A 23916-nucleotide genomic window follows, 5' to 3' on the forward strand; every position below is an offset into this window, starting at 1 on the left:
CGCCTATCTCGACGCGGCGCGCGCGAACAGCTGATCGAGCAGTGTGAGCGCGAGGTCGATTTCCTCGAGCGTGATCAACAGGCTGGGCGCCAGCGTAATGACGTTCTTGTGGTAGCCCCCCACATCCAACACCAGCCCATATTTTTTGGCCCCGACCTGGAGGTCACCTTTCATGGCCTCGTCGCACATCCAGTCAAGCGTAGCCTTGTCGGGCGTGTAGCCGTCCTCGCGGCAAACCTCCGCGCGCAGGGCTAGACCCAGGCCGTCTACGTCACCAATCACGCGGTGCTGCCGCTGCAACTGCTTCAACCCGTCGAGGAAGTAGGCTCCCTTCTCCATGATCGACGGTCCAGGATCCTCCTCATCAAGCATTTTGAGGGTTTCGAGCGCGACCGCCGTGCCCATCGGATTGCTGGCGAAGGTGGAATGGGTCGAGCCGGGCGGAAAGATGCCAGGGTGGATCATGTCCTCCCTGGCCCAGATGCCCGAAAGCGGATTGAGGCCGTTGGTGATTGCCTTTCCGAAGACGAGAACATCCGGCTTCACGCCGAAATGCTCGATCGCCCACATTTTGCCCGTGCGGTAGACGCCCATCTGGATTTCGTCGACCACCAGCAGGATGCCATGCTCGTCCAGAACCTTCTTGAGCTCGCTGAAGAAGTTCATCGGCGGCACCACATAGCCGCCGGTTCCCTGAATCGCTTCGATGTAGAAGGCGGCGAATTCGGACTTTCCCGCCTTCGGGTCCCAAACGCCGTTATATTCGCTGTCGAAAAGGCGCGCGAACTTCTGCACGCATAGATCCCCATATTCCTCCTTGCTCATCCCCTTGGGGCCGCGGAAGTGGTATGGAAACTCGACGAAATGCGCCCGGTCCGAGAAATGACCGTAACGGCGCCGGTAGCGATAGCTCGAGGTGATCGCCGAAGCGCCGAGCGTGCGCCCGTGGTAGCCGCCTTCGAAGGCGAACATCAGGCTCTTGCCGCCGGTATAGTTGCGCACCAGCTTTAGGGAATCCTCAATCGCCTGCGATCCGCCGACATTGAAGTGCACTCGTCCCTTGGTTCCGAATTTTCGCTCGGCGTCACGGGCGATACGCGCAGCAAGCTCGACCTTCTCCCGATGGAGATATTGCGAGGCGACCTGAGGCAGCGTGTCGAGTTGGCGGTGCGCTGCGGCGTTGAGGCGCGGGTTGCGATAGCCGAAATTCACGGCTGAGTACCACATCTGGAGATCCAGGAACGGCGTACCGCGACTGTCGTAGAGGTAGGAGCCTTCGCAGGTTTCGAAGAGGGCCGGCTCTGTCGCGTAATGGACCGTATCGCCATGGGAGCAGTAGATGTTTTCCAATTCCCGCAGCTCGTCTTCCGAGCGTGGCGACTGGGAAATCTTGTCGGATTCTCTTATTGCGAGATTGAAGTTCATGGATGTCCTCGGTTGAGGTGTTATGCCGCGACGTGACGGGAGGTGTTCGCGGCCTTGTTTTGGAAGTGCGGAACGGCATCCTGCAGGATGGAAATGATGTCGCTGAAATCGCGATAGGCGAAGAATGGGACGTTCCTCTCGGAACAGTGTTCGGCCAGCAGCCCTTTGGCGAAGACCAGTTCGGGCTTGTCAGAGACGCAAAAATCGGAGCGGCCGTCGCCCACATAGATGCGCTCCCCGTGCTGAATGAGCGAGCTGCATTTGCAGACGCCCGCCGTCGTCACGCACCGATGATCGCGATGGGGAGAGAAGAGTCTGTATGACGTTCGCGCCCCTTGGAAGCTGACGACCAGCCTGTTCGCGATAATTGGAAGATGATCGAGATCGTACCTAGCGAGGATCCGTCGGATGAAATAGTCGACGCCGTCGCTGACGATAGAGACAGGAACCCCATGGGTCCGGCAGAAATCGGCGAAGGGGGAGAAGGATGGATCGATGGCGATGCCATCAAGGATTTCGTCCAGCTCCTGAAGCGTCGCGCGGATCAGAGAAATCTGGCGTTGCATGCATTCGGCCGATCCGATCCTTCCTTCTTGCCAGAGCCGCTCGATGTCTTGCCATTCGCGATCGGCTAGCCTGGAGAGGACGACATCGGTGGCATCGTGAACCGAAATGGTTCCGTCGAAATCGCAATAGATGTGCACGTAGAGAGTCCTTGGAGGTTCTTCGAAAAGCCGCACCTCTCTACCAGCCGTCGCTGAGAGCAAGATGAGGCCGCGATGAAGCGAAACTGAAATCGAAGCCGCTCGCTGTGCCGATGAGCAGGAGTGCGATTTCAGGCTTGCGGCAACGTCACCGCGATGTGAAGGCCACCGCCGGGCGAAGGCGCGCTGAGCGCGATATGCGCAGAAAGACGCTCGACGATACCCGAAACGATGGCGAGGCCCAGTCCGGCTCCCTCCACCTCAGGCGTATTCACGCGATAAAACCGCTGGAAGACCGCCTCTCGATGCTGGGGAGCGATACCTGGACCACTGTCGGTGATCGAAAGCGCCCAGGCGACGGGTTCGGGAGAGATCGAAACTTTGATCTTCCCGCCATCGGGCGTGAACTTAATCGCATTGTCGATCAAATTGCCTATCAACAGGCGAAGCATGGACTCATCCGCATTGACCTCGGCCGACTCGTCTCCGTCGAGCGAGACATCGTGCCGCTTGAGCGTAATGATCGCACCGAACTCGGCAATGACCGACGCGGTGACTTCATAGAGTCGCACCACTTTCAACTCGACCGGCTGATGGCTGATCCGCGCCGCCTGGAGCATCTGCTCGATGAGGCGGGTAGCCTTGTCGTTGCTGGCCATCAGGTCGGCAAGGATCGTCTCCCGTTCGGTGTCACTGTCGGCATGGCGCAGCATCTGCAGCAAGAGCTTTACGCCGGCATGTGGTGTTCGCAACTGGTGCGCTGCCTGGTCGGCGAAGCGCCTTTCCGCCGTCAGCGACCGGTCGAGCTTGTTGAGCAACTGGTTCACCGACATGCCCAACGGGTAGAGGTCGCGAGGCAACGTATCCATCGGAATGACCGAGAGGTCGTCGGGCGAACGGCTGCGGATTTGACGGACCAGGCCGTGAATAGGTCTCAAGCCATTGCTTATGCCGTACCAGACCAGGAGCCCGATGACTGGCACGAGCACCAACAGCGGGAAGAAGAGATTGAGCATGATGTTCGACACTAGCGTGTCGCGCAGGGCCCGCTTTTCTCCGACCTCCACAACTATCCCGGTGTTCGGGATTGGAAGCGAATAGACGAGCCATAGCTCATTTGCATATTTCAGGTCAGTGAAGCCGGCCCTTTGGACGGGAACGCTCGCGGGGAAGGCCCCGTTGGTAAATATCCGGATCTGTCCGTCTTTCCACAGGCGAAATATGTGCGCGTCAGCGTAGTCGTCCGCCTCATCGTTCATGGCGAGTTGATTGCCCATCGCAAAGTCTACGTCTTTGACCTGCCTCGGCGGTTGGTTGCCTGTCTTTTCGATCTGATGTTCCAGCAGCGTCCAAAGCACGTTGGCGTCATTGATCAACTTCGCGTCGTAAATGTTGTCGATTTCCCGCCTGGCGCTGCGGAAGGCAAAGGCACCAATGACTGCAATGGCGACAAGGATCGTCGGCGTTATCCGGAGAAAGAGTTTCCAGGTCAGGGTCCAGCGCTTCATGGCTCGACCATATAGCCGACGCCCCGGATGGACCGGATGAACTCGGCGCCGAGTTTTCTGCGCAGATTGTAGATTATGACTTCGGTCGTGTTGCTCTCCACCGCACTGTCAGCGCTGTAGAGTGCGTATTCGATGTCACTTTTGGTGACGTATTTGCCCGCCCGCTCCATCAGAAGCTTAAGCAGCCGGAATTCCTTGGCGGTCATCGCGATCTGGCCTTCGGCGCCGCGTACTACCATTGCCGCCGGATCCATTTCGATATCGCCGCTTTTCAGTATGATGTCGGTGCGGCCCTCCCGCCGGCGTATGACGGCGCGCAGCCGTGCCAACAATTCATCGAGATCGAACGGCTTTACCAGATAATCGTCGGCTCCGTTGTCGAGCCCTTCGACCTTTTGAAGGGACCTATCGCGGGCGGTGAGCAGAAGGATCGGTACGGCGTTGCGTTTTCTTCGCGCCGACCGCAAGACCTCTAGCCCGTTGACCTTGGGCAGGTTGATGTCGAGCACGACCACGTCGAAGACGAGATCCTCAAGTGCCGCAATCGCGGCCTCGCCATCCTGCATCCAGTCCACTCCATAGGCGTGCTTTTCGAGAGCCTTCTTCAGCGAAGAGCCGAGGATTACGTCGTCCTCAACCAGAAGCAGGCGCATGGCTTGCTATGCCTTTCCCTTCAGATGAATCGGCTGAAGTCGTTCCCTCTCCGTTTGCGGACCAATGGACGCCATCGCGGCTTTTTGCGGGCAAAATCAGGTTACGGGAGGGGCGTCTCGTCACGGTTCCGAGAGAAATCAGAAACGCACCTCGAACGATCGGCTCAGAACGATGCCGATGATATTCTGGTTGGCCGAGCCGATGTCGGTGACGATCGGGCTGTCGGCGGCAGCGCCCACCAGCCGGTCGAATTTGTCGTAGACCTGCACACTCATCGTGTCGGTGAACTGATAGCTTGCGCCGATCACAAACCCGACGGATTTGAGCCCGCCCCCGATATCAAAGGCAGACAGGTTCCCGTTGGTCGCGGCTTCCTCAGCCGTTATGCCCAAGTTGTTGCGCATGTAGTTGGTATCGGCGAGCGACAGGCGCGGCCCCGCGGACAAAACGAGCTTGGATCCGAAAGGGCGAAACATGTCGGCACCGAAATCGGCGACGAAACCGTCCTGCCTGCGTAGTCCCTGTCGTGCCTCGACACGTAGCCTGAACGTATCAGGAAGCATCCAGTATTGGGCGAAAGCGCCGGCATCAACGCTCAAGGGGACCGCCTGCAATCCTGCGAGGGTCCCTTCATCCAATGCCGTACGCTGGCCACGAATACCCGCAACGGGTCCCAGTTCCAACCCGCTCCACTCGACCAGCGAATAATCAATATTGTCGTCTGGCGCGCTAAGATCGGCTGGTTCGCCTAGGCGGCGAATGTCGATGGAAGGCACAAAATCGAAGGATTGATTTTTTGCTCCTTCATAGGCGGGCCCATATTCCGTGCCGCCCCCAAGTGTCACGATCCAGACGGTTTCGTCCACCTGATTTTGAGCTTTTTCACCCGCGGCAGTCTGGGCGAAAGTCGGGACAGCCGCGGACAATCCACAAAGCAGCCCGACGATTGCCGAAGCAGCGAACGCGCCCTTCATGTTCTACACCGGCACATACTTCGAACCCACCGTGCCTAGCTATCAAAGGGAGATAATATTATTTCATCATTGTCCATGTCGAATATCGTTTGTCTAGCGTTTCCCGGTGTCGATGTCGTGGGCCATACATGTCGCTGGAATCTGGCTTGTTTGTCCAGCGGCTTCCTTGCATGGATCAGGGGTGTTGGGCCACGCCAATGCACATGATTCCCGCGTTGACCTATGTCAGCTTCTGACCACGGCCGTGTGAAAACTGACCTGCGCGCTCATCGTTCGAGACGATGAGTCAGAGGTAAGTTTGAATACGACCTGAGGATAGGCTTTGATCAGGCGGCTATGGGGTGCATGAGCCGCCTGACGCCAAGGATGCGCCCGCAGGCCGTCAGATGCGGTAATGGTCGATGTCGTCGCGTCGGTCTGAGCGCAACTTGCCTCTGGTCAGTTGTTTGCCGGCCGGGCAGGTGTATCGATCATTTCGGCATCGTAGATAAAGTCGGCGCCGGTAAAGAGGCCGCGCTTGGTGTTGCCCGATGTCTGCGTCTTCGGGATCACCGGCACGATCCCGGGTTCCTCGCAGGCCAGCACCTCGTCGCCGTTGTAGTTGCCGCGGTCGGCCAACACGGTGAGTTGTTCGCATCCGGTCGCATCCAGGCCTTCTGCCCCCATCGAAGTCAACTGTGAGCGATCGCTGCCGCAATTAGTTGGGAACTTTCTTTCAAGAGTGACCAAAGTGACCGCGGAGCTGGCTCCCGAAAGCCCGCGCGTTGCTGTGACAGCAGAAGCCAATGCACCGCTGCTCCCCCTGGCGCGGGAACTACTCCAGCGCACTGCGCGCGCCGGGACGCCAAACCAATGAAAGGTACAGAGCCGGCCGCTCTCGATGCCCTCGTGGATACCCGCCCCAAGTACCAGGTTTCTCCCTGGCGGAGAGCCAAGAGGCCTACCCCGCCCGTGCGCTCCGGTGTGGCGGTGAGGCCAAAAGATCTTCGGTCGGAAGTGGTCGATCGTTCGACGGTAGGTGCCGCCGGAAGCGTGATGGACTCGTCGATGACGATGTAGTGGACGTTGTCTGACGCGAAGCGAGAGAAATGGTTTACCAGGACGCTGCCGTGGATATTGGCGTGCGACACGGTCACCCTCCACGCCGAAAACGATCAGGCCGCGCTGCCAATTGTAGCCAGCAGTTACGCCGCCGGTAGCCCCAATTAGGCCTGGCTGAATAGCCGGTCAGGCACGCGCGTATCCTTAATCCGTGAAGCTGGGAACCGTTGTGCGATGCACAAATTCGTGTTTGGCGCGTGACGAAGAATCCCGTCTAGCATTTTTTAAGATGATCTTGGATCGGGCGCATACGATGGCCGGACACGTGAAAGAAAGCGTAAGCGAGGGCTTGCTTGGGATAGGGCTGAGACGGCTGAGGCATGGCGTCGGCTGGCGGCTTACAAAATATCGCTGGGTCGTCTCGCAGCTATGGTCACGCACCGTTGCTCGCGGCGTGATCTCTTGGAGATGGCAGATCCGGAGCGAAGGTCGTGCGCACGCATTACCGGGGCAACTGATCGTCTCGTTGACATCGTACCCGCCAAGATATCCGACACTAGCTTTGACCTTGAAATGTCTGCTGTGTCAGTCAGTTCAAGCGGACAAGACGGTTCTTTGGATAGCCGCGGAAGATATTGGCTCGCTCCCCAAAGCAGTAACGGATCTCAGGGCCGACGGCCTCGAAATTCGACCTTGCAAGAACAATCGGTCATACAAAAAAATCATCCCAACCTTGGCCGCGTTCCCGCAAGCCTTCATCGTCACAGCCGACGATGACGTCTACTACTCCAGCCGTTGGTTGGAGAAGTTAGTGGCCGCGGTCGGGGAGAAAACAATCGTCTGCCACCGAGCACATGCGGTCAAGTTCGACGATTTGGGCAATCCGGCGCCGTATAAAGAATGGCACTTCGATAAGTCTGAGGCATCTCCGGTTCTATTTCCGACAGGAGTGGGCGGAATATTGTATCCACCTGGTTCGCTTGCCCCGGAGGTGTCGGATGAAGATAAGTTCTTGAATCTTTGCCCCAACGCTGACGATGTTTGGCTGTTCTGGATGGGTCGTCGCGCAGGCAGCTCATACATCATGCTCGGAAAGTCCTGGTCCCCGATCCATTGGAAAGGAACGCAGGCGTCGGCGCTTCATCTGACAAACGCTGGTTTGGGCGGAAACGACGAGCAAATCAAACGGATGATGGGCGAGTATGGCTTTCCCTCTAAGGAGGCGAGCTATGAGCAGGCAGCGTAGGCAAATTTGGCCGTCTCCGCTTAGGCAGTCCAGACGGGATCGACTGCCGAACGCTCCAAAGCGGTTCTTATGTCCAATTTCAGGCAATGCGTCTGACGTATTGATTGCAGAAATAGAGTCGATCATTAAGGCGCAAGGCATAATCTGGCCAAGAGATTTGCGAAGTATACTAGCAAGTATCTCACAAAAGCTGCAATAGGCAAGCGCTTGGTTTTGGCGCCATGCGGAGAAAGAACGAACACTGAGATGATTAGTATGCCGAAGCCGTCCTCTGCGAGGCCTACTGTTTCCGTCTTGATCGCCGCCTACAACGCGGCTCCGTTTCTCGAACGCGCTGTCAATTCTGCCATGGTACAGGGGGATACAGTTATCGAGATCATCATCGTCGACGATTGCTCAATCGACGCAACCCTCGAGGTTGCTAGAGCACTGTCGCAGAAAGACTGGCGCGTTATAGTCGTTCACTTATCGAAGAACGGAGGCCCTTCAGCAGCTCGCAATGCTGGCTTGGAGGCCGCCAGAGGAGATTGGATAGCAATTCTAGATGCGGATGATGCCTACGCGCCGGGGCGAGTTGAGCGACTTGTCCGAATTGCTGCTTCACAGGAAGCCGATATCGTAACCGACAACTTTTCCTACTACGATCCCGCGAGCGACACCTCCAAGCCTGCGGCCATCGGATTCACTAAAGACATAACGCTGATAGACATTGAGACCTTTTTGGCGCACGCGAGGCCCTTTGGCGTCAACACGGATTGGGGTCTGCTTAAACCGATTTTCAAACGAAAGTTCCTAACGGATCGATCACTTCGCTACCCATCTAGTTCTCGTCACGGGGAGGATTTTCTTTTTGTGACAAACGCACTTCTGGAAGGTGCAAAGTACGTGGCCAGTGACTTTCTCGGGTATATGTACACCCACCGGGGGTCTGGCTGGAGCAGAACAAAAGTAAACTACGACGGCCAGGTCGATCAATCGCGAACGCTTTTACGCGATCGAAGGCTGTCACATAATTTCAAACTCGTTTCCCTGCTGAAAGAGCGCATTCGCGCAATGAAGCGCCTCTCGGCCGAGTACAAAACTCAAACACTGATTGCCGAGAGGAGATTGTTACCACTTGCGACCGCAGGGGTAACGGATTGGCGGATCGCTGTGTCGATCCTGAGGAAAGCCAAAAACAAGGTTACGACTGTTCGAGCTGGTTGAAATGGGCACGGCGAAAAGATTTGCATTTTCAGAAAGCCGGGTGTCACGGGCCGAGCTCAAGGTTGCTTCGGTAAACGGTGCGGCCATAAATTTCGGGTCCCAGGCGCTGAAGTTTCTGATGCAATTCTGTTATCAGATTCTAATTGCTCGACTTCTCCTGCCAGAGGATTTTGGCATCGTGGCGATGGCGGCGCCATTGTTCGCGTTCGCGGCACTTTTCTCGGATTTCGGCCTGACCCAGGCTACAGTCCAAAGGGATGAGATTACCCAGGACCAGCTCAGCTTCGTTTTCTGGGTCAACGTTGGGCTAAGCGCGGCTATCTGTCTGGCAGTGATAGCCCTCGCCCCTGCAGCCGGCGTATTTTTTAAACAGCCTCAAGTTGTGCCTATAGTGATAGCTCTTAGCGCGACCTTTGTAATCGGCGGTCTCTGCGCTCAGCATATTGCTTTGTTAAATCGGCAGCTTCTCTTTTCGAAAATCGCTTTGGTTGAGTTGTTTAGCTTTCTTGTTGGCTCCGTGACGGGTCTCCTTTTCGCTTGGAGTGGTTTCGGCTACTGGGCTCTGGTCTACAGCCAAATAGGGGTGTCCCTGAGCACTCTTTTACTGGCTTGGTCCTTTGTCAGATGGGTTCCAAGCATGCCGGTTCTCCGAAGGGAAAATCTTCAGCTTTTGAACTTTGGAGCCAATATAACGTCCTTTAATTTCCTGAATTTTTTCGCCAGGAACTTTGATAACATATTGATCGGCCGCTACCTGGGCGAGACACCTCTCGGCATATATGACCGGGCATACAAGCTTCTTTTGCTGCCGCTCAGCCAGATAACCACACCAATAGCAAAAGTCGCCCTTCCGTCTCTTGCGAGAACCCTGAATGAACCAGCAACGTACCGTCGTTTTTATTTCAGAATGTTGGAATTGATAATTCTTGCGACCTATCCGGCAGTGATATTTGCTATCATTAACAGTGAGTTGCTCATAGTGACATTGCTAGGGCCTAGATGGTCGGAAGTTTCGCAGGTATTTTCTATTCTTGCTTTTGGGGCAATTTTCGCGCCGATCAGCAGCAGCACCGGTTGGCTTTTCATCAGTCAAGACCGGACCAAGGAAATGCGAAATTGGGGGGCCTTGAGCTCCGCCTTGTTTGTGGCTTCATTCGTTTGTGGATTGCCGTGGGGAATTAGCGGTGTCGCCGCGTTCTATATATGCGTGGGTACCGTCCAAGGCCCAGTCCTGTGGTGGGGAGCGACAAGGCGAGGCCCACTTACCTTCAGGCAGCTGCTGGAGACCCTGTGGCCTTACTTTATTTCAGCGATAATAACCGGGGTTTTAGAATGCAGCCTCAAAGCATCACTGCCAAGTAATTTCGTGGCGCTATTCACCTCTCTCGTTGCATCATATGTAGTTTTCCTGGGAGTTGTCATGGTATTTAGCTCAAGCCGCAAAGGGGTAATCGAACTAGCCTTTGAGGCACGCGTGGTGGGAGGTCGCTTTTACCGCAAAGTCACTCACCCGGCGTCAGCGCGAGGCTAGTCTAGTGCGGCACTCGATCAGACGTAGGCGACACCTGCCGCGATCAGGCCCAGCGCGCCTAGCACCAGCGAACCAAGCCACGGCCAACGCTTGCCATGCATGATGATGGACAGCGTCGCGACAGCGATGGCGATGTGCAGCAGCGTTAAGGCGAATGTCAGGACGTGGTGTCGATGCGCCCGGACATCGCTGTCTCGCAGCTTCGTCAGCGTATCCGTGCGATAATACGGTTGGCCAGGGCCGAGTAGTCATCATCAAAGTGATGTCCGCCGTCCATCACGACGACGTCGGCGCCGCTGCCGGCGAGTTCGGCGCAGACGCTGTCGTCGTCGTCCGCACCGTAAACGCATTGAAGGATCGACGCGGGAATCTTCGCAACGTCGGGAAGTGTCGGATGCGATGTGTCTCCGTCCATGCCGAGCCAGCCCCCGACGTCGAACTCGAACTCCGCCCAACGGCTCAGCGCCAAAAGAGAAATCAGGGAAACGCGCTCTTTTTCTGCCGGAGACAATTGGTTGTAGGCCGCAGGGAGGGCGTCAGCCCCGAACGAATAGCCGATCAAGGCTACACGCCGGACCTTCCAAGTCTTGGTGAAGTGCTCGATGATTCTGGTCAGGTCCGCGGCGATCGTCTCGGGCGGCTTGCGCGTCCAGAAATAGCGCAGCGAATCGATCCCGACGGTTGGCACACCCGCTTGTGAGAGCGCTTCTCCCACTTCGCTATCAATGTCGCGCCAACCGCCGTCACCCGACAACACGATCGCCATGGTGTCGTGACGGGCCGCCGCAGGCAGCACCGCCAGCGGCAGATCCGCCAATGCATCGCCGACCGGCGCAGCCGATTGCGTGAGAGCGTGTTCGACCGCAGCAGTCAACGTCAGCGTCTCCCCGACTGCTGCGACGCGGTCGATCGGAAATCCTTGGGCGATCAAATCGGAGACGTGGGCCTGCCCCGCGGGATCTGCTTTCGGCGTCTGGACGACGGTGATCGGTGCGGGAAGCGCGCCTGCCTGCATGCCGTAAATCCAGCCCTGCCCGTTTGCGGCCCGGAGGTGAGGAGCATCGCTGCAGAGCTCCCGCGGAAGTACCAAATCCGCCTTTGGATCGACGGCGACTGCACGACCAATCGTCGCGTCTGGCGACTGCGCCATGATTGCCATCACCATCGAACCGCCGGCGCCGGTGCCCGCGATGATGGGATTGAGATAGGTCTGGGCTCCGGCAGAGCGTTGGATCAACTGACTTAGCTCTTCGATATCGGAGACGAAATACACGCAATTGGACTTCGATTCCACTTTGGCGAAGCTCTTGTGCAGGTCGATGCCGACCACCAGCGCGCCGGCTGCCGCGAGTTCGCGCGCGGTCTGCGCATCACCTTGGCTGTACCCGTCCACGCCTGAGAAGAGGAATACTATGCCTTTGGCAGCCTGTTGCGGCTTCACAAGGTCGGCGACCGCCAAGGTATCGGTATCGGGCAGCGGCTCGGGGCGCATCCAGTACACGGTGAAGGCGGTCGCGCCGATGATCGCCGCCAAGCCGAGGCGAAACCACAGGTGCTTCACTTGGAAATCACTCCGCGGATTCCGCCGCCGATCAGGACCGTAACGTCGGCGATCGCGAGCAATGGATTCAAGCCGCCAGCCACCGCCATGTAGCGGGCCGCCCAGATCGGATCGAATTTGTTCTTAAAGGCACGCAATCCTCGAAAGTTATAGAACGCTTCTCCGTGGTCGTAGGCGGCTCTGCCGACGCGGTGCCAGAGGGGCGCGGCCGGATTCCCGGAGAGCCCCGCAAGGGGGGCCATGCCCAGCGAAAACCACTTGTACCCCTCTTCCTTGAAATGCATGAGCAGGCGCGCGAACAGGACTTCCATGCTGCCGTTCGACGCTTCCGGATCGAAGCGCATGAGATCGACAGTCGCCTCCTGCTTGTCCGCCGCCGTCATGACATTGGCGAAGGCGAGGATGCGGCCCTGCCGCTTCAACACGGCGACCGGCTGAGTGGCGATGTATCCGCGCTCGAAAGCGCCCAGCGAGAAGGCCTTCTCGCGCACCGCGTGCTCGGCGAGCCAAGCTGCCGAGACGCGCTCGAGTTCGTCCATCACTTCGCCGACGCGGTCGACGGGCAGGAGCTCGAATACGATGCCGTCACGTTCGGCCTTGTTGAGCGCCGTCCGGATCGAGGCGCGCCGGGAACCTTTGAGATCGAAGGACTCCAGCGCGACCCGCGCCTCCTCCCCTAGCTTGAACGCCGAAAGGCCGGCATCGGCGTACATGGAAAGGCTCTCCCCCGGGACTTCGTAGAACACCGCGCGGCCTCCATGCCGCCGCGCCAGCTCGACGAAACACCAGACCAGTTCCGAATGCGCGGCGGGATTGCCGATTGGACCGAACAAGGCAACCCAGGAACGCCCCCGTTTGCGGTACATCAGGAAGGCGTCACCATTGCCAGAAAAAAGCAGGCTCTTGTCGCTGGTCCGCACGAGATTGGCATCCGCCAGGGGCTGGTTGTCGATGATCGAGATGGCAGCGCGTAGCTCGTCCGCAGTCGGTCGAGGGCTTCGGCCTGCCGGCGCGCGGGTCAGCAGCCAAACGGCCGCGCACCCCGCGGTCAGGCCAACGCCGAGCGCAGCCCGGAGGCTGCGTGGTGCGGTTGCGGTGAACTCGAACTGCCACCATAGCTCATGCGAATAGTCGACATCCTTGTAAACGAAGAACAATATCGCCAGTGCCAGCGCGAGGATGGTGCCGACGCAAAGCCACCAGCCGGGAGACAGTCGGTCCTCGATGAGCGAGGCGGGCCGGCTAAAGATGTTGCGAGTTAACAAAAGCGTTGCGAATAGGAGGGCAAGCAGTACTGCCTCGCCCACCTCAAAGCCTTTGACGAAGGCGAGCACGATCGAGCTCGCCGCAAGCACGACTGTCAGCCACCACGCGCCGTCGAGCCGATGCGCGAGTCCGCGACCGGCCAGGATCATGAGAAGGCCGAGAATGCTGGCAATGAAGTGACCTGCCTCGACGACCGGAAGCGGAAATGCGGATTGCAGCCAATCCAGCTTCCGGTCGGAGGCTGGCGTGACACCCGAGAAGACGAGCATCGCTCCGAGCATTACGGCAAAGGTCGACAGAACGAGCGGCACCAGTGCTACAGTCCCCCGGGCGATGGCCGAATTCGCCGCTGCCGCGCGCCTGACTTCCGTGACCGTGAGGACGATCACCGCCATCACCAACGGCATCACATAGTAGATCACGCGGTAGAGAAGCAACGCACCGACCAGCCCATCGAGCGGCACCGTAGTACCGACAGTGCCGAGGATGACTGCCTCGAAAACCCCGGCACCGCCAGGTACGTGACTCAGTATGCCGAGCCCGATTGCCACGGAGTAAATGGACAGCATCGAGGGGAAGTCGATCGAACCTGCAGGAAGCAATATCCACAGGACAAGCGCCGAAGCAATCAGATCCGACACTGTCGCGGCGAGTTGCAGAGCCAGCGCTCCGGGACTTGGAAGAGCAAGCCTGCGCGCGAAAACCGTCACCTGCCGCGGACCGACCGTCGCTGCGATGAACGCCGCGCCGACGAAAGCCAGAATCGCGATAGCGGTCACACGCACCGCAATCGCCGGCAGGCCGACAAGCGCAGCAAGCTTTGCGTCCGCCATCAGAAGGCCAAGCCCGGTCACGAACAGAAGGCCGAAGCCAAATGCCGCGGTGACATATCCGACGATGCGCGCAATGTCCTCCGGCGACAGACCGAGAGGCGAATAGAAGCGGTAACGGATCGTTCCGCCGGTCAAGGGACCGAAACCGGCGACGTTACCGACTGCATATGCGCAGAAACTGGTCAAGGCTACATAGCTGAAAGGCACCTTGTGCGCCACGAGGGCGAGCGCTTGCCGGTCATAGATCGAGAGGGCAGAAAAGCTGAGTGCGGTGAAAAGCAGCGCGAGGCCGATATTCAGCCATGACGTGTCCTGAATCGCCATGACGAGGTCGTCATAATCGACGTCAGCCAGAATGCGATTGAGTGCCAGCACCGAAAGTGCCACCACGGCAACCACAGCCAGGGCGAGGAAGCGCGGACGGTTGAACTCCCAAAAACCGCCATCTCCGGCTTCGCGAACGCCTTCGTCGGCGCTTTCCGCGTCAATGCCGATCGAGAAGGATTCTTTCAACTCGGTATCCGCGGCTTGAAGCGACGCGGCCATTTCGGTCGAGGCCGAGAATGCCTGATGAGCTTTCATCGAGCGGAGGATGCGAATCTCGCACCACAGCTGAACGCGACGAGCACTCCAACTGTCGAGCGTGTCCGGCTGTAGGTCGTCACGTCGTGAGTGCTTTTCAACAGGTTCGCCGCCAAACCGAGGCCCATGCCCCCAAGTGCGGTGAATCCGACTTTCATTTCCTTACCTCGCTTCCTGGCGGTCGACACCAGCGCTCTCAGCTAGCGCCGATCCGGCCGAGCCGACGCCGATTGCGAATGCGATGCCGCCTGATGACGACCTAGAGATGGTGGTGACGAGCTTGCCGTACATGAATCGGGAGCCTTGCCGTACATGAATCGGGAGCCTGTGCCTAGAAGGCTTGGGCTTCATCACGCGCGTGCGGCGGGACGCTGCCACCACACAAGAGCAAAAACGACAGGGACGAGCCTATGTCCCCGAACGCGATGTCGCGCGAGCCGATGATCGCCGAGCCTTAGCGCGCTTGCTGCGATCGTCCAACTTGCAGCGCTCTCGCCACCGCGAGCGATCGCGACCCCAATCCCTCGGCCTACGCGATCGTCAAGTCAGCCAGTTCCGTCAATTCGCGGCATAACGCTACACGAAGTGAAGAATACTCCTCCCAAGACTTCGGCGCAAACAGTTCCTGCGCTCGCTACACGCCGCGCGCGTCCTGTCCGCGCAGGTTTGGTCCGCAACGGATCGAGGGTGTATAAAAACGCATTTGCGCCAGAGGCGTATCTGATCTCGTTCTCCTGCCATTTCGAACCTTCCGTATTCTACAAGATGGAGGCAATTCCCAGAAGCACGTTCTAGTGCGGTGCTCGATCCCGTCGAGCAAGCACCTTTTACGTCAGGATATTAACCGCGCGCGCCGCGACGAGCGCGATGGTCAGAAGCGAGATCATCGCTTCCGCCATCATCAGCAGTTTGGCGCGCGCTGTCAGCGGCATGGTGTCGGTTGGTGAGAAAGCCGTCGCGTTGGTGAATGCCAGGAAGAAATAGTCGATGAAGCAACGCCGCTTCCAGCGCTGGCGCCAGCCAGCGCGGTCCGAAGGAAAGGTCGTTGATGACGAGAAGCTGCAGGCAGATGATGACCAGCACCGCCCCCCGCGCCGCCCAGAAATCGAGGGCACGGTGGTGAATGATGGCATATTTGTCGCGTATCATAGATCCCAGGCATTCCACAGCGCATGGGTGAATGACTCCGAACAGGGCATGGCTCTTGCGGCGCTGACCTTCGGTTTGGAGAGGATCATGCGCAAAGCCAAGGCCCTTATCAGACGTAGGCGACGCCTGCCGCGATCAGGCCCAGCGCGCCCAGCATCAGCGAACCAAGCCACGGCCAACGCTTGCCATGCATGATGATGGACAGCGTCGCGACGGCGATGGAGATGTGCAGCAGCGTTACGGCGAATGTCAGGACGTGGTGTCGATGCGCCCGGACATCGCTGTCTCGCAGCTTTTCATCGACCTGCTTTTCAAAATCGAGCGCCTTGGCTTGTATGTCCGCGCTGTCGGCCTCATTATGCCTTGCATCAGCCTGAAATTGCTCGGCCGCCGGCCCGACTGCGGCCGCCGCAATTTGATACATGTTCTTCTTGATGCTCTTTGCCTGGAAAAAGCTCCACTGGTCGCTTGCCTTGTCCTGCAAATAGGCGGCTTCGCTCTTGTCGTTGATCGTCTCGGCGGTTTCCAGCGATTCGAAACTGCCGACCGTTGCCGCCAGAACAGCGAGAACCGCTATGGTAACCGACACGGTGGTCAGAAAGGGATTGGCCTCACGCGCGGCATGTTCAGCATGCTCGGCATTTTCGAGATGCTCCTGGGTGGTGTCTTCCATTGCTGTCTTGACTGGGTTTGAGGGCAGGGACTGGCGTCGCGCCGCAATCTCGACTCCAATCTTGGTTTTGAAATGGCGATGTTATTATACATTTCCGTAAGGTTTGAACGGCGCTCCCCGGGTGGCCTGTGGGTGGGCATGACTGGTTTTGGCCGGCAGGCGAGGGGGTATCAGGCTACCGGCGCGGACCCTTGGCGGCAGTGTCGCGGATGGCGGCGGCCGGTCCGACGCTTCCCGGGGCGAGTTGGGCGAGCTTGCTTGCCACGCTCGATGTTGGAGATGCTTTCGAGCGTGCAGATGAGTGATGAGGCGAAGGCATTCATGGCAATAGGCGAGAGCTTTGCCAAGCATGAAACCGTGAAGCATTCCAGCCACGAATATGTTCGCGACACCGTCCACGTCAATTCGGTGGAGGGTTTCAATTCCCGCGTTCGGCGGACGATCGCGGGCGTCTTTCACCATATCAGCCCACAACATGCCGACCTGTATTTCCATGAAATTGGCTTCCGCTGGTCTCAGCGCGTCGTGTCTGGAAGCGCCATTCGGAAAACTCGGCACGGCCGGGAAATCATGCGAACGCTCTGGTCACGGGTGCCGCCAGCGCTGGAACTGCCGACTGTCTTTCGTGCTGCCACGGGACGTCAGATGCGCCGAAGCCCCGATGGCGGCATCACTATCAAATCAGCCTAGCTGTCTTTGGTTGATAAAGGCCGCGTATGATGTTGTCAGCTCTTGTTCTGACCCCACCGGCGTCGTCGAAAGCAATTCGGCCGGCGCCCGCATGGCGGTGGCGCCATGCGCCAAGAGCACGATCAGCGCCAGCGCGACGAGGTCGTAGCTGTTGGACAGGATGCGGTTGCGTGCCAGCTGAGCGGCTTCGCGTTGCGAGCTGCGGTCGTGTGGCAGGAAGATCATGGCAAGGCCTCACCGTCCGGATGAGAGTTTGAATGCTGGTTCGCTCCGCCGCTACTGGCGCCATCTTCCGATGCAGCCTGCCGCTCACGCGCCCAGCTGCAAGGCGGCGGTTGCGCGGGCTGGATGGCGAGGTGAGGCCTATATGGAGGTGGTTGGCGATTAGGGCGCTAACGGGCATCTCCATCGACAAACGCCAACACGACCACACGCAGGGCAACGCAGTATGCGAGGCTGGCCTTGCGGCCTGTCTTCGTCGTCGCGGCGCCTGCGTTGAGATCGACGGTGATGTCCTCATAGCCCAGCACCTCGCGATCAAGCGGGTAGGCGGCCTTGTAGACAGCTTCCTTGGCGCAAAAGAGAATGCGGCCGGCAAGATGCCGGTCCGCCGCGGCTGTTTGATCGGCACGGGTTGCGACGAGCGCGAAGATGTCGTCCGGGAGAGGCTGCGCGGGCTCGACGTCGATACCCAGCGAACGGATATGACCAACGGGCGCAACCGCCGCCACGGCCATGTCGTCGTCGTGAGCGAACGAACCGGTTATCCCCTCCGGCCAGGCGGGTGCACCGGATGGCGTGCGCAAGATGGCGACGTCGTTGACGCCAAGCTCCGTCAGCAGTCGGTGCGCGATCCACCGCGCCGCGCCGCTCGCCCGTCGCATCAGCGGCTGGCGTGACGGGATGGAACGTGCTTCCTCGGGCAGCAGGTGGTTCTCATCGCCGTCGCTTATGACCCGGCATCCGACCCGGACACTGCTGGGCGCGATGGCGATCATCGCCTGCAGCAGCGATGTTTGCGCAAGCGCGATTTCAGGAGGGCTCGTCACGGATCGTGCGTCCGTGCGGGGAGGGCGAGATCGGCGATCATCTCTCCGTCCTCGTCCAGCCCTTCTTCGACGAAGCCGGCGCTGCGATAAAGGTTTCGGGCCGCTTCATTGTCCGGTTCGTAGCAGATTGAAACGTGGCTGACGTGGCCGAGTTTTTTGATTTCGTCCAGCGCTTCGCGCAACGCGGCCTTACCGTAGCCTCTGCCTTGAGAAGCGCGGTCGATCATGAAGCGGTAGATGCGGGCCTCGACTTCATCCCGAGGCGCCTCGTACATCAGGAAACCGACCACTCGATCGCCGGCCATTACGACACGCGGCCGCGCATCTTCGTCGGTCTCGGCTTCGTCGAGCGACTCCGCATTGCCGGCGACGAAATCCATCTGCTCCGGGGCCAGCTCCAGGGCTGCGACCAGGACCCGGTTGACCTCGGTCACGGCAACGAGACGGATGTCCGCGGTCTTCAAGCCGATGTCATTCTTCAAGCCGAAGCCCGGGAGCCATCGTCGGTGATCGGTTCGACGAAGCGATGCAGCTTGGCCGGGTTGCCCCGCCAGATCGAGTTGGGCTCCAGCTCCTCGCCCTTCATGACGAAGGAGTCGACATCGACCATCGATCCTTTGCCCATCACGACGCCGTAGTGGATAAAGGCGGAAGGTCCGAGCGTGCAGCCATCGCCGATGCGGATGAAATCCGACTTGAACGCGCCTTCTTCCAGCGAATGGGCCTGGATGACGCAGCCCTCGTTGAGGGTGACGTCGTCGCCGATCTCCACCAGGGAGCGTTCGGTCAGATTGCTGCCGCCGTCATAGACACGGCTGCCGACCTTGACGCCGAGCAGGCGCAGGATCATCGGCCGGAACGGCGTGCCGGCAAACAGGCGCACGATCGGCGAATCCGCGAGCTTCCAGTGGCGTTCGTGGCGCCAGAACGCGACGTCGTAGATCGTCGTCATCTGCGGCTTCAGCCTGCCGAAACCAAGGCTCGCTCGCTCGACCAGGATGTAGAACGGAATGGTGATCGCCGAGGTCAAGAGCACGGCGACGAACAGCGCGACTTCGGCCCATTCTGTATAGTAGTTCAGTGCCCGGTCCCAGATCGCCAGCGTGGCGAACAGCATGACCCATTGCGTTGCCACGTACAGAAGGATCGTCACCAGATTGTGACGGTTCTTATGCGGGATGCGCTGGCGCCGGTCTGCCTCGTCGACGCCGGCGATGAGTTCCTTGTCGCGGTTCACCATGCGCGGGATTTCGAACGCAGGCGAACCGAGAAGCCCGACATTCTCGCGCAGCGGCCCGTCGATGGGGATCATCACCTTGGTGCCGAGCAGGACGTTGTCGCCGGTGCGTCCGTCCGGCGGATAGTAGATGTTGTTGCCGAGATAGTTGCGCTCGCCAATCCTTGTCGGCTCGAGCCTGAAGGCGGAGGCGGACTTGTGCATGTTGATCATGAACAGCCCGTCCGACACCATGGTCTCGGTGCCGATCTCGCACAGAAGCGGGTTTTCGTGCTGCTGGTTGCTGCCGAAGTTGGAACCGGTTTGCACCACCTTGTTGAGGTTCCAGCCGATGGCGCGCATGTAATGCACGATGGCCGAGCTGTCGCCTGCCAGCAGCCCCAGCACGCGGGAATTGCTCGAGAATTCGGCGACCGTCTGCAGCCAGTAGCGGAAGCCGTAAAGCGTGTAGGTGCGGCCCGGCTTCAGGATCAGGTTTGTCAGGCGCGGCACCAGCGTCGCCGCCAGGAAGGCCGCGGCCATGTAGCCGAAAAGCGTGACCGTGGTGCCGATCGCGACGATGCCGATCGTCTCCTGATAGTCGTCGCCGACATTCTCCCAATAGCTGTGGAACAAAAGCGGCAAGGGGGTGACGATGGCAAACAGCCCGATCAGCTGAACCGCTTCGAAGAGGAAGCGCCGGATGTTGGAAGGATCGACATTGCGCACCTTGCAATAGTCCGCCGTGGTCGGCACCGCCGGCGATCCATGCCAGCGTTCGCCGTCCGGGATGCTTTGCCCGCGGTGCAGCGAGGACGAATGGCCGAGCTGAGCGCCGTCGCCGATCCTGGTGTCGATGTCGAGCGTGGAGCCCACGCCGACGAAGGCATCGCGGCCGATGGTCAGCGGCCCGGTGTGGATATAGCCGGACTGGGCCCTGAAGCCGAGGATCATCGATTCCTTGCGCAGGATGGTGTTGGCGCCGATTGAAATGAGATCCGTGCAGACGGGCACGGATTTCGATTCGATGACGGCGTTCTTCCCGAGCTTGGTGCCCAGAAGCTGCAGGTAGAAGCTGTAGAGCGGGCTGCCGCGAAACAGCACGACGGGTGCGGTGCGGATCAATGTCTTGACCACCCAGAAGCGAAAGTAGCGCACGCCCCAGATGCGAAACGCCTCCGCCTTCCAGCGGCCGATGAGCACCCATTTGGCGATGACGGCAAAGCCCGACATGCCGAAGAACACGGCGGCCGAAAGCGCCACGCAGCGCAGATATAGCTGCAGCGGCTCGTCAAGCGCGTCATACATCCAGTTGAGGCCGTCATTGATCGCCCACAGGGCGACATAGCTGTAGAGCCCGTAGAACAGCAGCTGCGCGGCGCCGCAGGTCCAGTAGGCAAAATTCGATGCCCGGCGGGTGAGGACAGGCTCATTGGTGGCCGTCGTCATCTCTTCCGCCCCGCCCAGATGGAGCGCCAGGCGCGCCACGGTCGGATGGAGATAGATGTCGCGCATCGACGCCGTCGCCCATTCCTTCCTGGTGCGTACGCGCGCGCAGAAATGGGCCATCAGCAGCGAGTTGGCGCCGAGATCGTCGAAGAAATGGTCCTCGACGGACACTGCGTCGAATTTCAGCACTGTCGCCAGTGCGTCGGCCAGGAAACGCTCGTCGTCATTGCCGGGCGCCACCATCGTGCGGTCGGCCGAAAGCCGGATGCTTGTCGGTTTCGGCAGCTGGCGCAGGTCCACCTTGTTGGACACCGTCATCGGGATCGCCGGCAGCTCCTCCAGATAGGACGGCACCATGTAATCGGGCAGCCGCCGCTTCATCGTCTGGGCGAGATCGGCGCGGGAAATCGCCGGCTGGCCGGCCTTGGGGGCGTAGTAGGCGACGAGTTCGACGCGGCCGGGCTCGATCTCCCAGGTGGTGACGGCAGCCTGGGCGATCTCGGGCTGGTCGAGCAGCACCGCCTCGATCTCGCCGAGCTCGATGCGGTAGCCGCGGATCTTCACCTGGGTGTCGATGCGGCCGTTATATTCGATCTCGCCACTGTCGTTGATCCGGCCAAGGTCGCCGGTCCGGTAGATGCGCCCGGAGGGGTTGTTCGGCAGGCCGATGAAATCGGCAATGAATTTCTGTTCGGTCAGGTCGGGCCGGTTGAGATAGCCGATCGCGAGCCCGATGCCGGCGATGCCGATCTCGCCCAGTTCGCCGGGCTCGGCAAGTTGCGGCAGCGAAGCGTCGAGAATGACGATCGAGTAGGTCGGGAGCGGCGCGCCGATGGTGACCGGACTGTCCGGCGTCAGCGCGCCCATGGTTGCGGTGACGGTCGCCTCGGTGGGGCCATAGGTGTTGAGGATCTGCCGCCCCCGCTTCGACCAGCGCACCACCAGATTGTGCGGGCAGGCCTCGCCGCCCACCAAAAGCGTGCGCAGGCTGGGCACGTCCGATGTCATCGACGACAGCAGCGTCGGGCTGCAGGCCATGCAGGTGATGTCGTGGTGGCGCAGGAAGTCAGCCAGTTCCTCGCCCACCAGCGGCATCTGGCCCGGCGCCGGCACGACCGTCGCGCCGGCGACGAACGGCACCCAGATCTCTTCGGAGGAAAAGTCGAAGGCGATGGTCATGCCCTGATAGACACGATCGCCCGGCCGGTAGCCGTAGGCGGCGGCGGCGACGTGGATGAAGTTGACGAAACTCTGGTGCTTGATGACGACGCCCTTGGGCTTGCCTGTCGTGCCGGAGGTGTAGAGGATGTAGCAGGTGTCGTCCGAAGTCTTGGCATGCGGCTTCAGCGGCGCGCTGGACTGTTTGGAGATCTCGGTGCCGGCGCTGTCGATCAGCAGATGCGGAACCGGCAGTTGACCGGCGCGCGACGCATAGGCGGCGATGGTGACGATCAGGCTCACGCCGGCGTCTTCGATGATGAGCGTCATCCGCTCTTCAGGAAACGCGGTGGCCAGCGGCACGAAGGCGGCACCCGCCTTCATCACCGCGAGAAGCGCAACATAGGTCTCCGCCGAGCGGTCGAGAATGAGCCCGACCCGGTGACCCGGCCGCACGCCGCGCTTGACCAGCAGGCGGGCGAACTGGTTGGCGCGGCTGTCCAGCTCCTGATAGGTCCAGACACGCCCGTCGGAGATCACCGCCGGCAGCGCCGCGAATGTCTGCGCGAGCTGTTCGAAGACCGTATCGAGCCGCTCGCTGGGCTGCCCCTGCCGGGCAAAGTCGGCGCCCGTCAGGATTTGGCCGCGCGCGACTGTTGCGGGGGCTGTTTTTACCAGCGCATCGATGCTTGCCAGGCCGGTTTCCGGCTGGCTGCCCGGTCTTGCCTCGTCCAGTCCGGCGACATCGATACCGTAATCCATTTCCATACTTTCCCATCCTGGCCGGGCATCGCCCGGCTGTTCATGCCGCCGCTCGATCAGGCATTTTTCGGCTCTGCCGCCGCTGCGATTTGACCTTGTTGATGGAGGACCGAAGCTTCCAAAAAGGAAGAACACGGAATCCCGACCGGCGATCACTGAGCGCCTGAGTCTCACCCCACCTTGGCCGGCCCGATACACAGGATCGGCCGCTCCGTGATCACATGATCGGCAGCGCGGGGAGGAGGCCGGTGCATCGGTTCGGCGCTGCCGGCGGCGAGCGACATACCGGGCAGGGCACCTCCGTTCCAACCTCGCTGCATTGCCGGCAACCACCCGTTCGCGTTGTGCCGCGACCATTTTCCGGCCGCAGGCGGGAAGGTTATGCCATCCGATCTTTTCGCCAGTTTTTCCGAACCGTTGAATATTGTTTCTGAAGTGTGTCTGGGCGCACTTTTTACCCGCCCCCTTGTTGGCCCTTGCCATACCAAATTCTCATCCTGGTCCATGACGGCAATCGTCGCGCCTTCTTGGCCGAAGTAGGGGCCGGAACAAGAGCTGTTCAGAATCTTGCGCTAAGGCCGAACGGAAAGTGAACGCCCGGATGTTCGCTGTGGATACGCCATTTGCCTCCTGTACCGCTAGGCTGCTTTGGACCGAGGCTTGGCCACTACCGTTCCAGCGTGGAGTGGAAAGTGGCCAGACGTGCGCTTCTCAAAGAACACGAACGAAAGACGCTACTCGACATTCCGATCGACGAAGACAGTCTGACCTGCCACTGAGTTTTTCCTCCACGAGGAGTTAGAGTCCGGCCTTGATTGAAGGACGGACAGATGAAGCGGAAGCGGTTCACGGAAGATCAGATCATCGCGGTTTTGCGCGAGCACGAGGCGGGTGCAAAGGCGGGCGATCTGGCCCGCAAGCACGGGATCTCGGAGGCTACGCTGTATAACTGGAAGGCGAAGTATGGCGGGATGGATGTGTCCGACGCCAAACGCCTGAAGGCCCTGGAAGACGAGAACGCGAAGCTGAAGAAGCTGCTCGCCGACCAGATGCTCGAAGCCTCGGCGCTGAAGGAGCTTCTGTCAAAAAAATGGTAGGGCCCGCCGCCAAGTGCGAAGCCGTCGCGCATCTGCAGGCCGTCATGGGCCTGTCGGAACGGCGGGCCTGTTCCATTGTCGGCGCGGATCGCAAGATGATCCGCTACCGGTCCTGTCGCCCACCGGAGACGGAGCTGCGCGG

Annotated in this window: 17 protein-coding genes and 3 pseudogenes; 5 read left to right on the forward strand and 15 right to left on the reverse strand. The window is 59.8% G+C overall.

Annotation, left to right across the window (positions count from 1 at the left end):
• Positions 1-3: 3 nt before the first annotated feature.
• From ACFX5Q_RS18145 to ACFX5Q_RS18170, 6 genes and pseudogenes are all read right to left on the reverse strand, one after another.
• Positions 4-1425 carry an aspartate aminotransferase family protein gene (locus tag ACFX5Q_RS18145; protein ID WP_404280226.1) on the reverse strand — a complete coding sequence of 474 codons (1422 nt, stop codon included), beginning with the start codon at positions 1423-1425 and terminating at the stop codon, positions 4-6.
• A gap of 20 nt (positions 1426-1445) precedes the next feature.
• Entirely contained in the window at positions 1446-2129 is a 684-nt protein-coding gene (locus ACFX5Q_RS18150; protein WP_404280228.1) for an MtnX-like HAD-IB family phosphatase, read from the reverse strand.
• A 131-nt stretch (positions 2130-2260) separates the two neighbouring features.
• Positions 2261-3637 carry a sensor histidine kinase gene (locus ACFX5Q_RS18155; RefSeq protein WP_404280230.1) on the reverse strand — a complete coding sequence of 459 codons (1377 nt, stop codon included), beginning with the start codon at positions 3635-3637 and terminating at the stop codon, positions 2261-2263.
• The gene (locus ACFX5Q_RS18160; protein ID WP_404280232.1) at positions 3634-4290 is read right to left on the reverse strand and encodes a response regulator transcription factor; all 657 of its coding nucleotides are present in this window, start codon (positions 4288-4290) and stop codon (positions 3634-3636) included. The genes ACFX5Q_RS18155 and ACFX5Q_RS18160 overlap by 4 nt, the downstream gene beginning before the upstream one ends.
• Before the next feature lie 138 nt (positions 4291-4428).
• Positions 4429-5265, reverse strand: coding sequence for a MipA/OmpV family protein (locus ACFX5Q_RS18165; RefSeq protein WP_404280234.1), 837 nt, complete (start codon positions 5263-5265; stop codon positions 4429-4431).
• Between the two features lie 388 nt (positions 5266-5653).
• Positions 5654-5967 (reverse strand): annotated as a pseudogene (locus tag ACFX5Q_RS18170) (IS5/IS1182 family transposase); the annotation flags it as partial.
• A 652-nt stretch (positions 5968-6619) separates the two neighbouring features.
• Here ACFX5Q_RS18170 and ACFX5Q_RS18175 point away from each other — a divergent pair.
• The 3 genes from ACFX5Q_RS18175 (at position 6620) to ACFX5Q_RS18185 (ending at position 10289) form a co-directional block, all read left to right on the forward strand.
• Entirely contained in the window at positions 6620-7552 is a 933-nt protein-coding gene (locus ACFX5Q_RS18175; protein ID WP_404280236.1) for a hypothetical protein, read from the forward strand.
• Between the two features lie 255 nt (positions 7553-7807).
• Positions 7808-8758 (forward strand): glycosyltransferase family 2 protein, encoded by a 951-nt coding sequence (locus ACFX5Q_RS18180; RefSeq protein WP_404280238.1) that lies wholly within the window; start codon positions 7808-7810, stop codon positions 8756-8758.
• A gap of 1 nt (position 8759) precedes the next feature.
• Positions 8760-10289, forward strand: a complete 1530-nt coding sequence (locus ACFX5Q_RS18185; RefSeq protein ID WP_404280240.1) for a lipopolysaccharide biosynthesis protein — start codon at positions 8760-8762, stop codon at positions 10287-10289.
• A 17-nt stretch (positions 10290-10306) separates the two neighbouring features.
• On the opposite strand, the gene ACFX5Q_RS18190 is transcribed toward ACFX5Q_RS18185, so the two are convergent.
• From ACFX5Q_RS18190 to ACFX5Q_RS18215, 6 genes are all read right to left on the reverse strand, one after another.
• Positions 10307-10498 (reverse strand): DUF4337 family protein, encoded by a 192-nt coding sequence (locus tag ACFX5Q_RS18190; protein ID WP_404280269.1) that lies wholly within the window; start codon positions 10496-10498, stop codon positions 10307-10309.
• Positions 10495-11850: a virulence factor family protein gene (locus ACFX5Q_RS18195; RefSeq protein ID WP_404280242.1), complete on the reverse strand. Its 1356-nt coding sequence runs from the start codon at positions 11848-11850 to the stop codon at positions 10495-10497. Before ACFX5Q_RS18195 ends, ACFX5Q_RS18190 begins: the two co-directional genes overlap by 4 nt.
• Positions 11847-14531 carry a bifunctional lysylphosphatidylglycerol flippase/synthetase MprF gene (gene mprF / locus ACFX5Q_RS18200; protein ID WP_404280244.1) on the reverse strand — a complete coding sequence of 895 codons (2685 nt, stop codon included), beginning with the start codon at positions 14529-14531 and terminating at the stop codon, positions 11847-11849. The genes ACFX5Q_RS18195 and mprF overlap by 4 nt, the downstream gene beginning before the upstream one ends.
• The gene (locus ACFX5Q_RS18205; protein ID WP_404280246.1) at positions 14528-14689 is read right to left on the reverse strand and encodes an NAD(P)-binding domain-containing protein; all 162 of its coding nucleotides are present in this window, start codon (positions 14687-14689) and stop codon (positions 14528-14530) included. Before ACFX5Q_RS18205 ends, mprF begins: the two co-directional genes overlap by 4 nt.
• Positions 14690-15371: 682 nt before the next feature.
• Entirely contained in the window at positions 15372-15680 is a 309-nt protein-coding gene (locus ACFX5Q_RS18210; protein WP_404280248.1) for a hypothetical protein, read from the reverse strand.
• 109 nt (positions 15681-15789) lie between these two features.
• Positions 15790-16353, reverse strand: a complete 564-nt coding sequence (locus ACFX5Q_RS18215; RefSeq protein ID WP_404280250.1) for a DUF4337 family protein — start codon at positions 16351-16353, stop codon at positions 15790-15792.
• 297 nt (positions 16354-16650) lie between these two features.
• On the opposite strand from ACFX5Q_RS18215, the pseudogene ACFX5Q_RS18220 reads away from it, so the two are divergent.
• Positions 16651-17057: pseudogene (locus ACFX5Q_RS18220) on the forward strand (transposase); the annotation flags it as partial.
• 378 nt (positions 17058-17435) lie between these two features.
• Here ACFX5Q_RS18220 and ACFX5Q_RS18225 read toward each other — a convergent pair.
• Genes ACFX5Q_RS18225 through ACFX5Q_RS18235 form a run of 3 tightly spaced genes read right to left on the reverse strand, consistent with a single transcriptional unit; the run spans position 17436 to position 22683 of the window.
• Positions 17436-18041: a 4'-phosphopantetheinyl transferase gene (locus ACFX5Q_RS18225; RefSeq protein ID WP_404280271.1), complete on the reverse strand. Its 606-nt coding sequence runs from the start codon at positions 18039-18041 to the stop codon at positions 17436-17438.
• Positions 18042-18088: 47 nt separating this feature from the next.
• Positions 18089-18574 carry a GNAT family N-acetyltransferase gene (locus ACFX5Q_RS18230; protein ID WP_404280252.1) on the reverse strand — a complete coding sequence of 162 codons (486 nt, stop codon included), beginning with the start codon at positions 18572-18574 and terminating at the stop codon, positions 18089-18091.
• Complete coding sequence (locus ACFX5Q_RS18235) at positions 18571-22683, reverse strand: Pls/PosA family non-ribosomal peptide synthetase (RefSeq protein WP_404280254.1); 4113 nt, start codon at positions 22681-22683, stop codon at positions 18571-18573. The genes ACFX5Q_RS18230 and ACFX5Q_RS18235 overlap by 4 nt, the downstream gene beginning before the upstream one ends.
• An 824-nt stretch (positions 22684-23507) precedes the next feature.
• On the opposite strand from ACFX5Q_RS18235, the pseudogene ACFX5Q_RS18240 reads away from it, so the two are divergent.
• Positions 23508-23916 (forward strand): annotated as a pseudogene (locus ACFX5Q_RS18240) (transposase); the annotation flags it as partial.

Source organism: Mesorhizobium sp. IMUNJ 23033, assembly GCF_044778005.1.
GTDB lineage: Bacteria > Pseudomonadota > Alphaproteobacteria > Rhizobiales > Rhizobiaceae > Mesorhizobium > Mesorhizobium amorphae_A.

What these genes read in the sequence shown, in the direction of transcription:
- ACFX5Q_RS18145 (WP_404280226.1), bottom strand. Translation starts at nt 1,425, where the DNA reads ATGAACTTCAATCTCGCAATAAGAGAATCCGACAAGATTTCCCAGTCG.
- ACFX5Q_RS18155 (WP_404280230.1), bottom strand. Translation starts at nt 3,637, where the DNA reads ATGAAGCGCTGGACCCTGACCTGGAAACTCTTTCTCCGGATAACGCCG.
- ACFX5Q_RS18160 (WP_404280232.1), bottom strand. Translation starts at nt 4,290, where the DNA reads ATGCGCCTGCTTCTGGTTGAGGACGACGTAATCCTCGGCTCTTCGCTG.
- ACFX5Q_RS18165 (WP_404280234.1), bottom strand. Translation starts at nt 5,265, where the DNA reads ATGAAGGGCGCGTTCGCTGCTTCGGCAATCGTCGGGCTGCTTTGTGGA.
- ACFX5Q_RS18175 (WP_404280236.1), top strand. Translation starts at nt 6,620, where the DNA reads ATGGCCGGACACGTGAAAGAAAGCGTAAGCGAGGGCTTGCTTGGGATA.
- ACFX5Q_RS18180 (WP_404280238.1), top strand. Translation starts at nt 7,808, where the DNA reads ATGCCGAAGCCGTCCTCTGCGAGGCCTACTGTTTCCGTCTTGATCGCC.
- ACFX5Q_RS18185 (WP_404280240.1), top strand. Translation starts at nt 8,760, where the DNA reads ATGGGCACGGCGAAAAGATTTGCATTTTCAGAAAGCCGGGTGTCACGG.
- mprF (WP_404280244.1), bottom strand. Translation starts at nt 14,531, where the DNA reads ATGAAAGCTCATCAGGCATTCTCGGCCTCGACCGAAATGGCCGCGTCG.
- ACFX5Q_RS18205 (WP_404280246.1), bottom strand. Translation starts at nt 14,689, where the DNA reads ATGAAAGTCGGATTCACCGCACTTGGGGGCATGGGCCTCGGTTTGGCG.
- ACFX5Q_RS18210 (WP_404280248.1), bottom strand. Translation starts at nt 15,680, where the DNA reads ATGATACGCGACAAATATGCCATCATTCACCACCGTGCCCTCGATTTC.
- ACFX5Q_RS18215 (WP_404280250.1), bottom strand. Translation starts at nt 16,353, where the DNA reads ATGGAAGACACCACCCAGGAGCATCTCGAAAATGCCGAGCATGCTGAA.
- ACFX5Q_RS18225 (WP_404280271.1), bottom strand. Translation starts at nt 18,041, where the DNA reads ATGATCGCCATCGCGCCCAGCAGTGTCCGGGTCGGATGCCGGGTCATA.
- ACFX5Q_RS18235 (WP_404280254.1), bottom strand. Translation starts at nt 22,683, where the DNA reads ATGGAAATGGATTACGGTATCGATGTCGCCGGACTGGACGAGGCAAGA.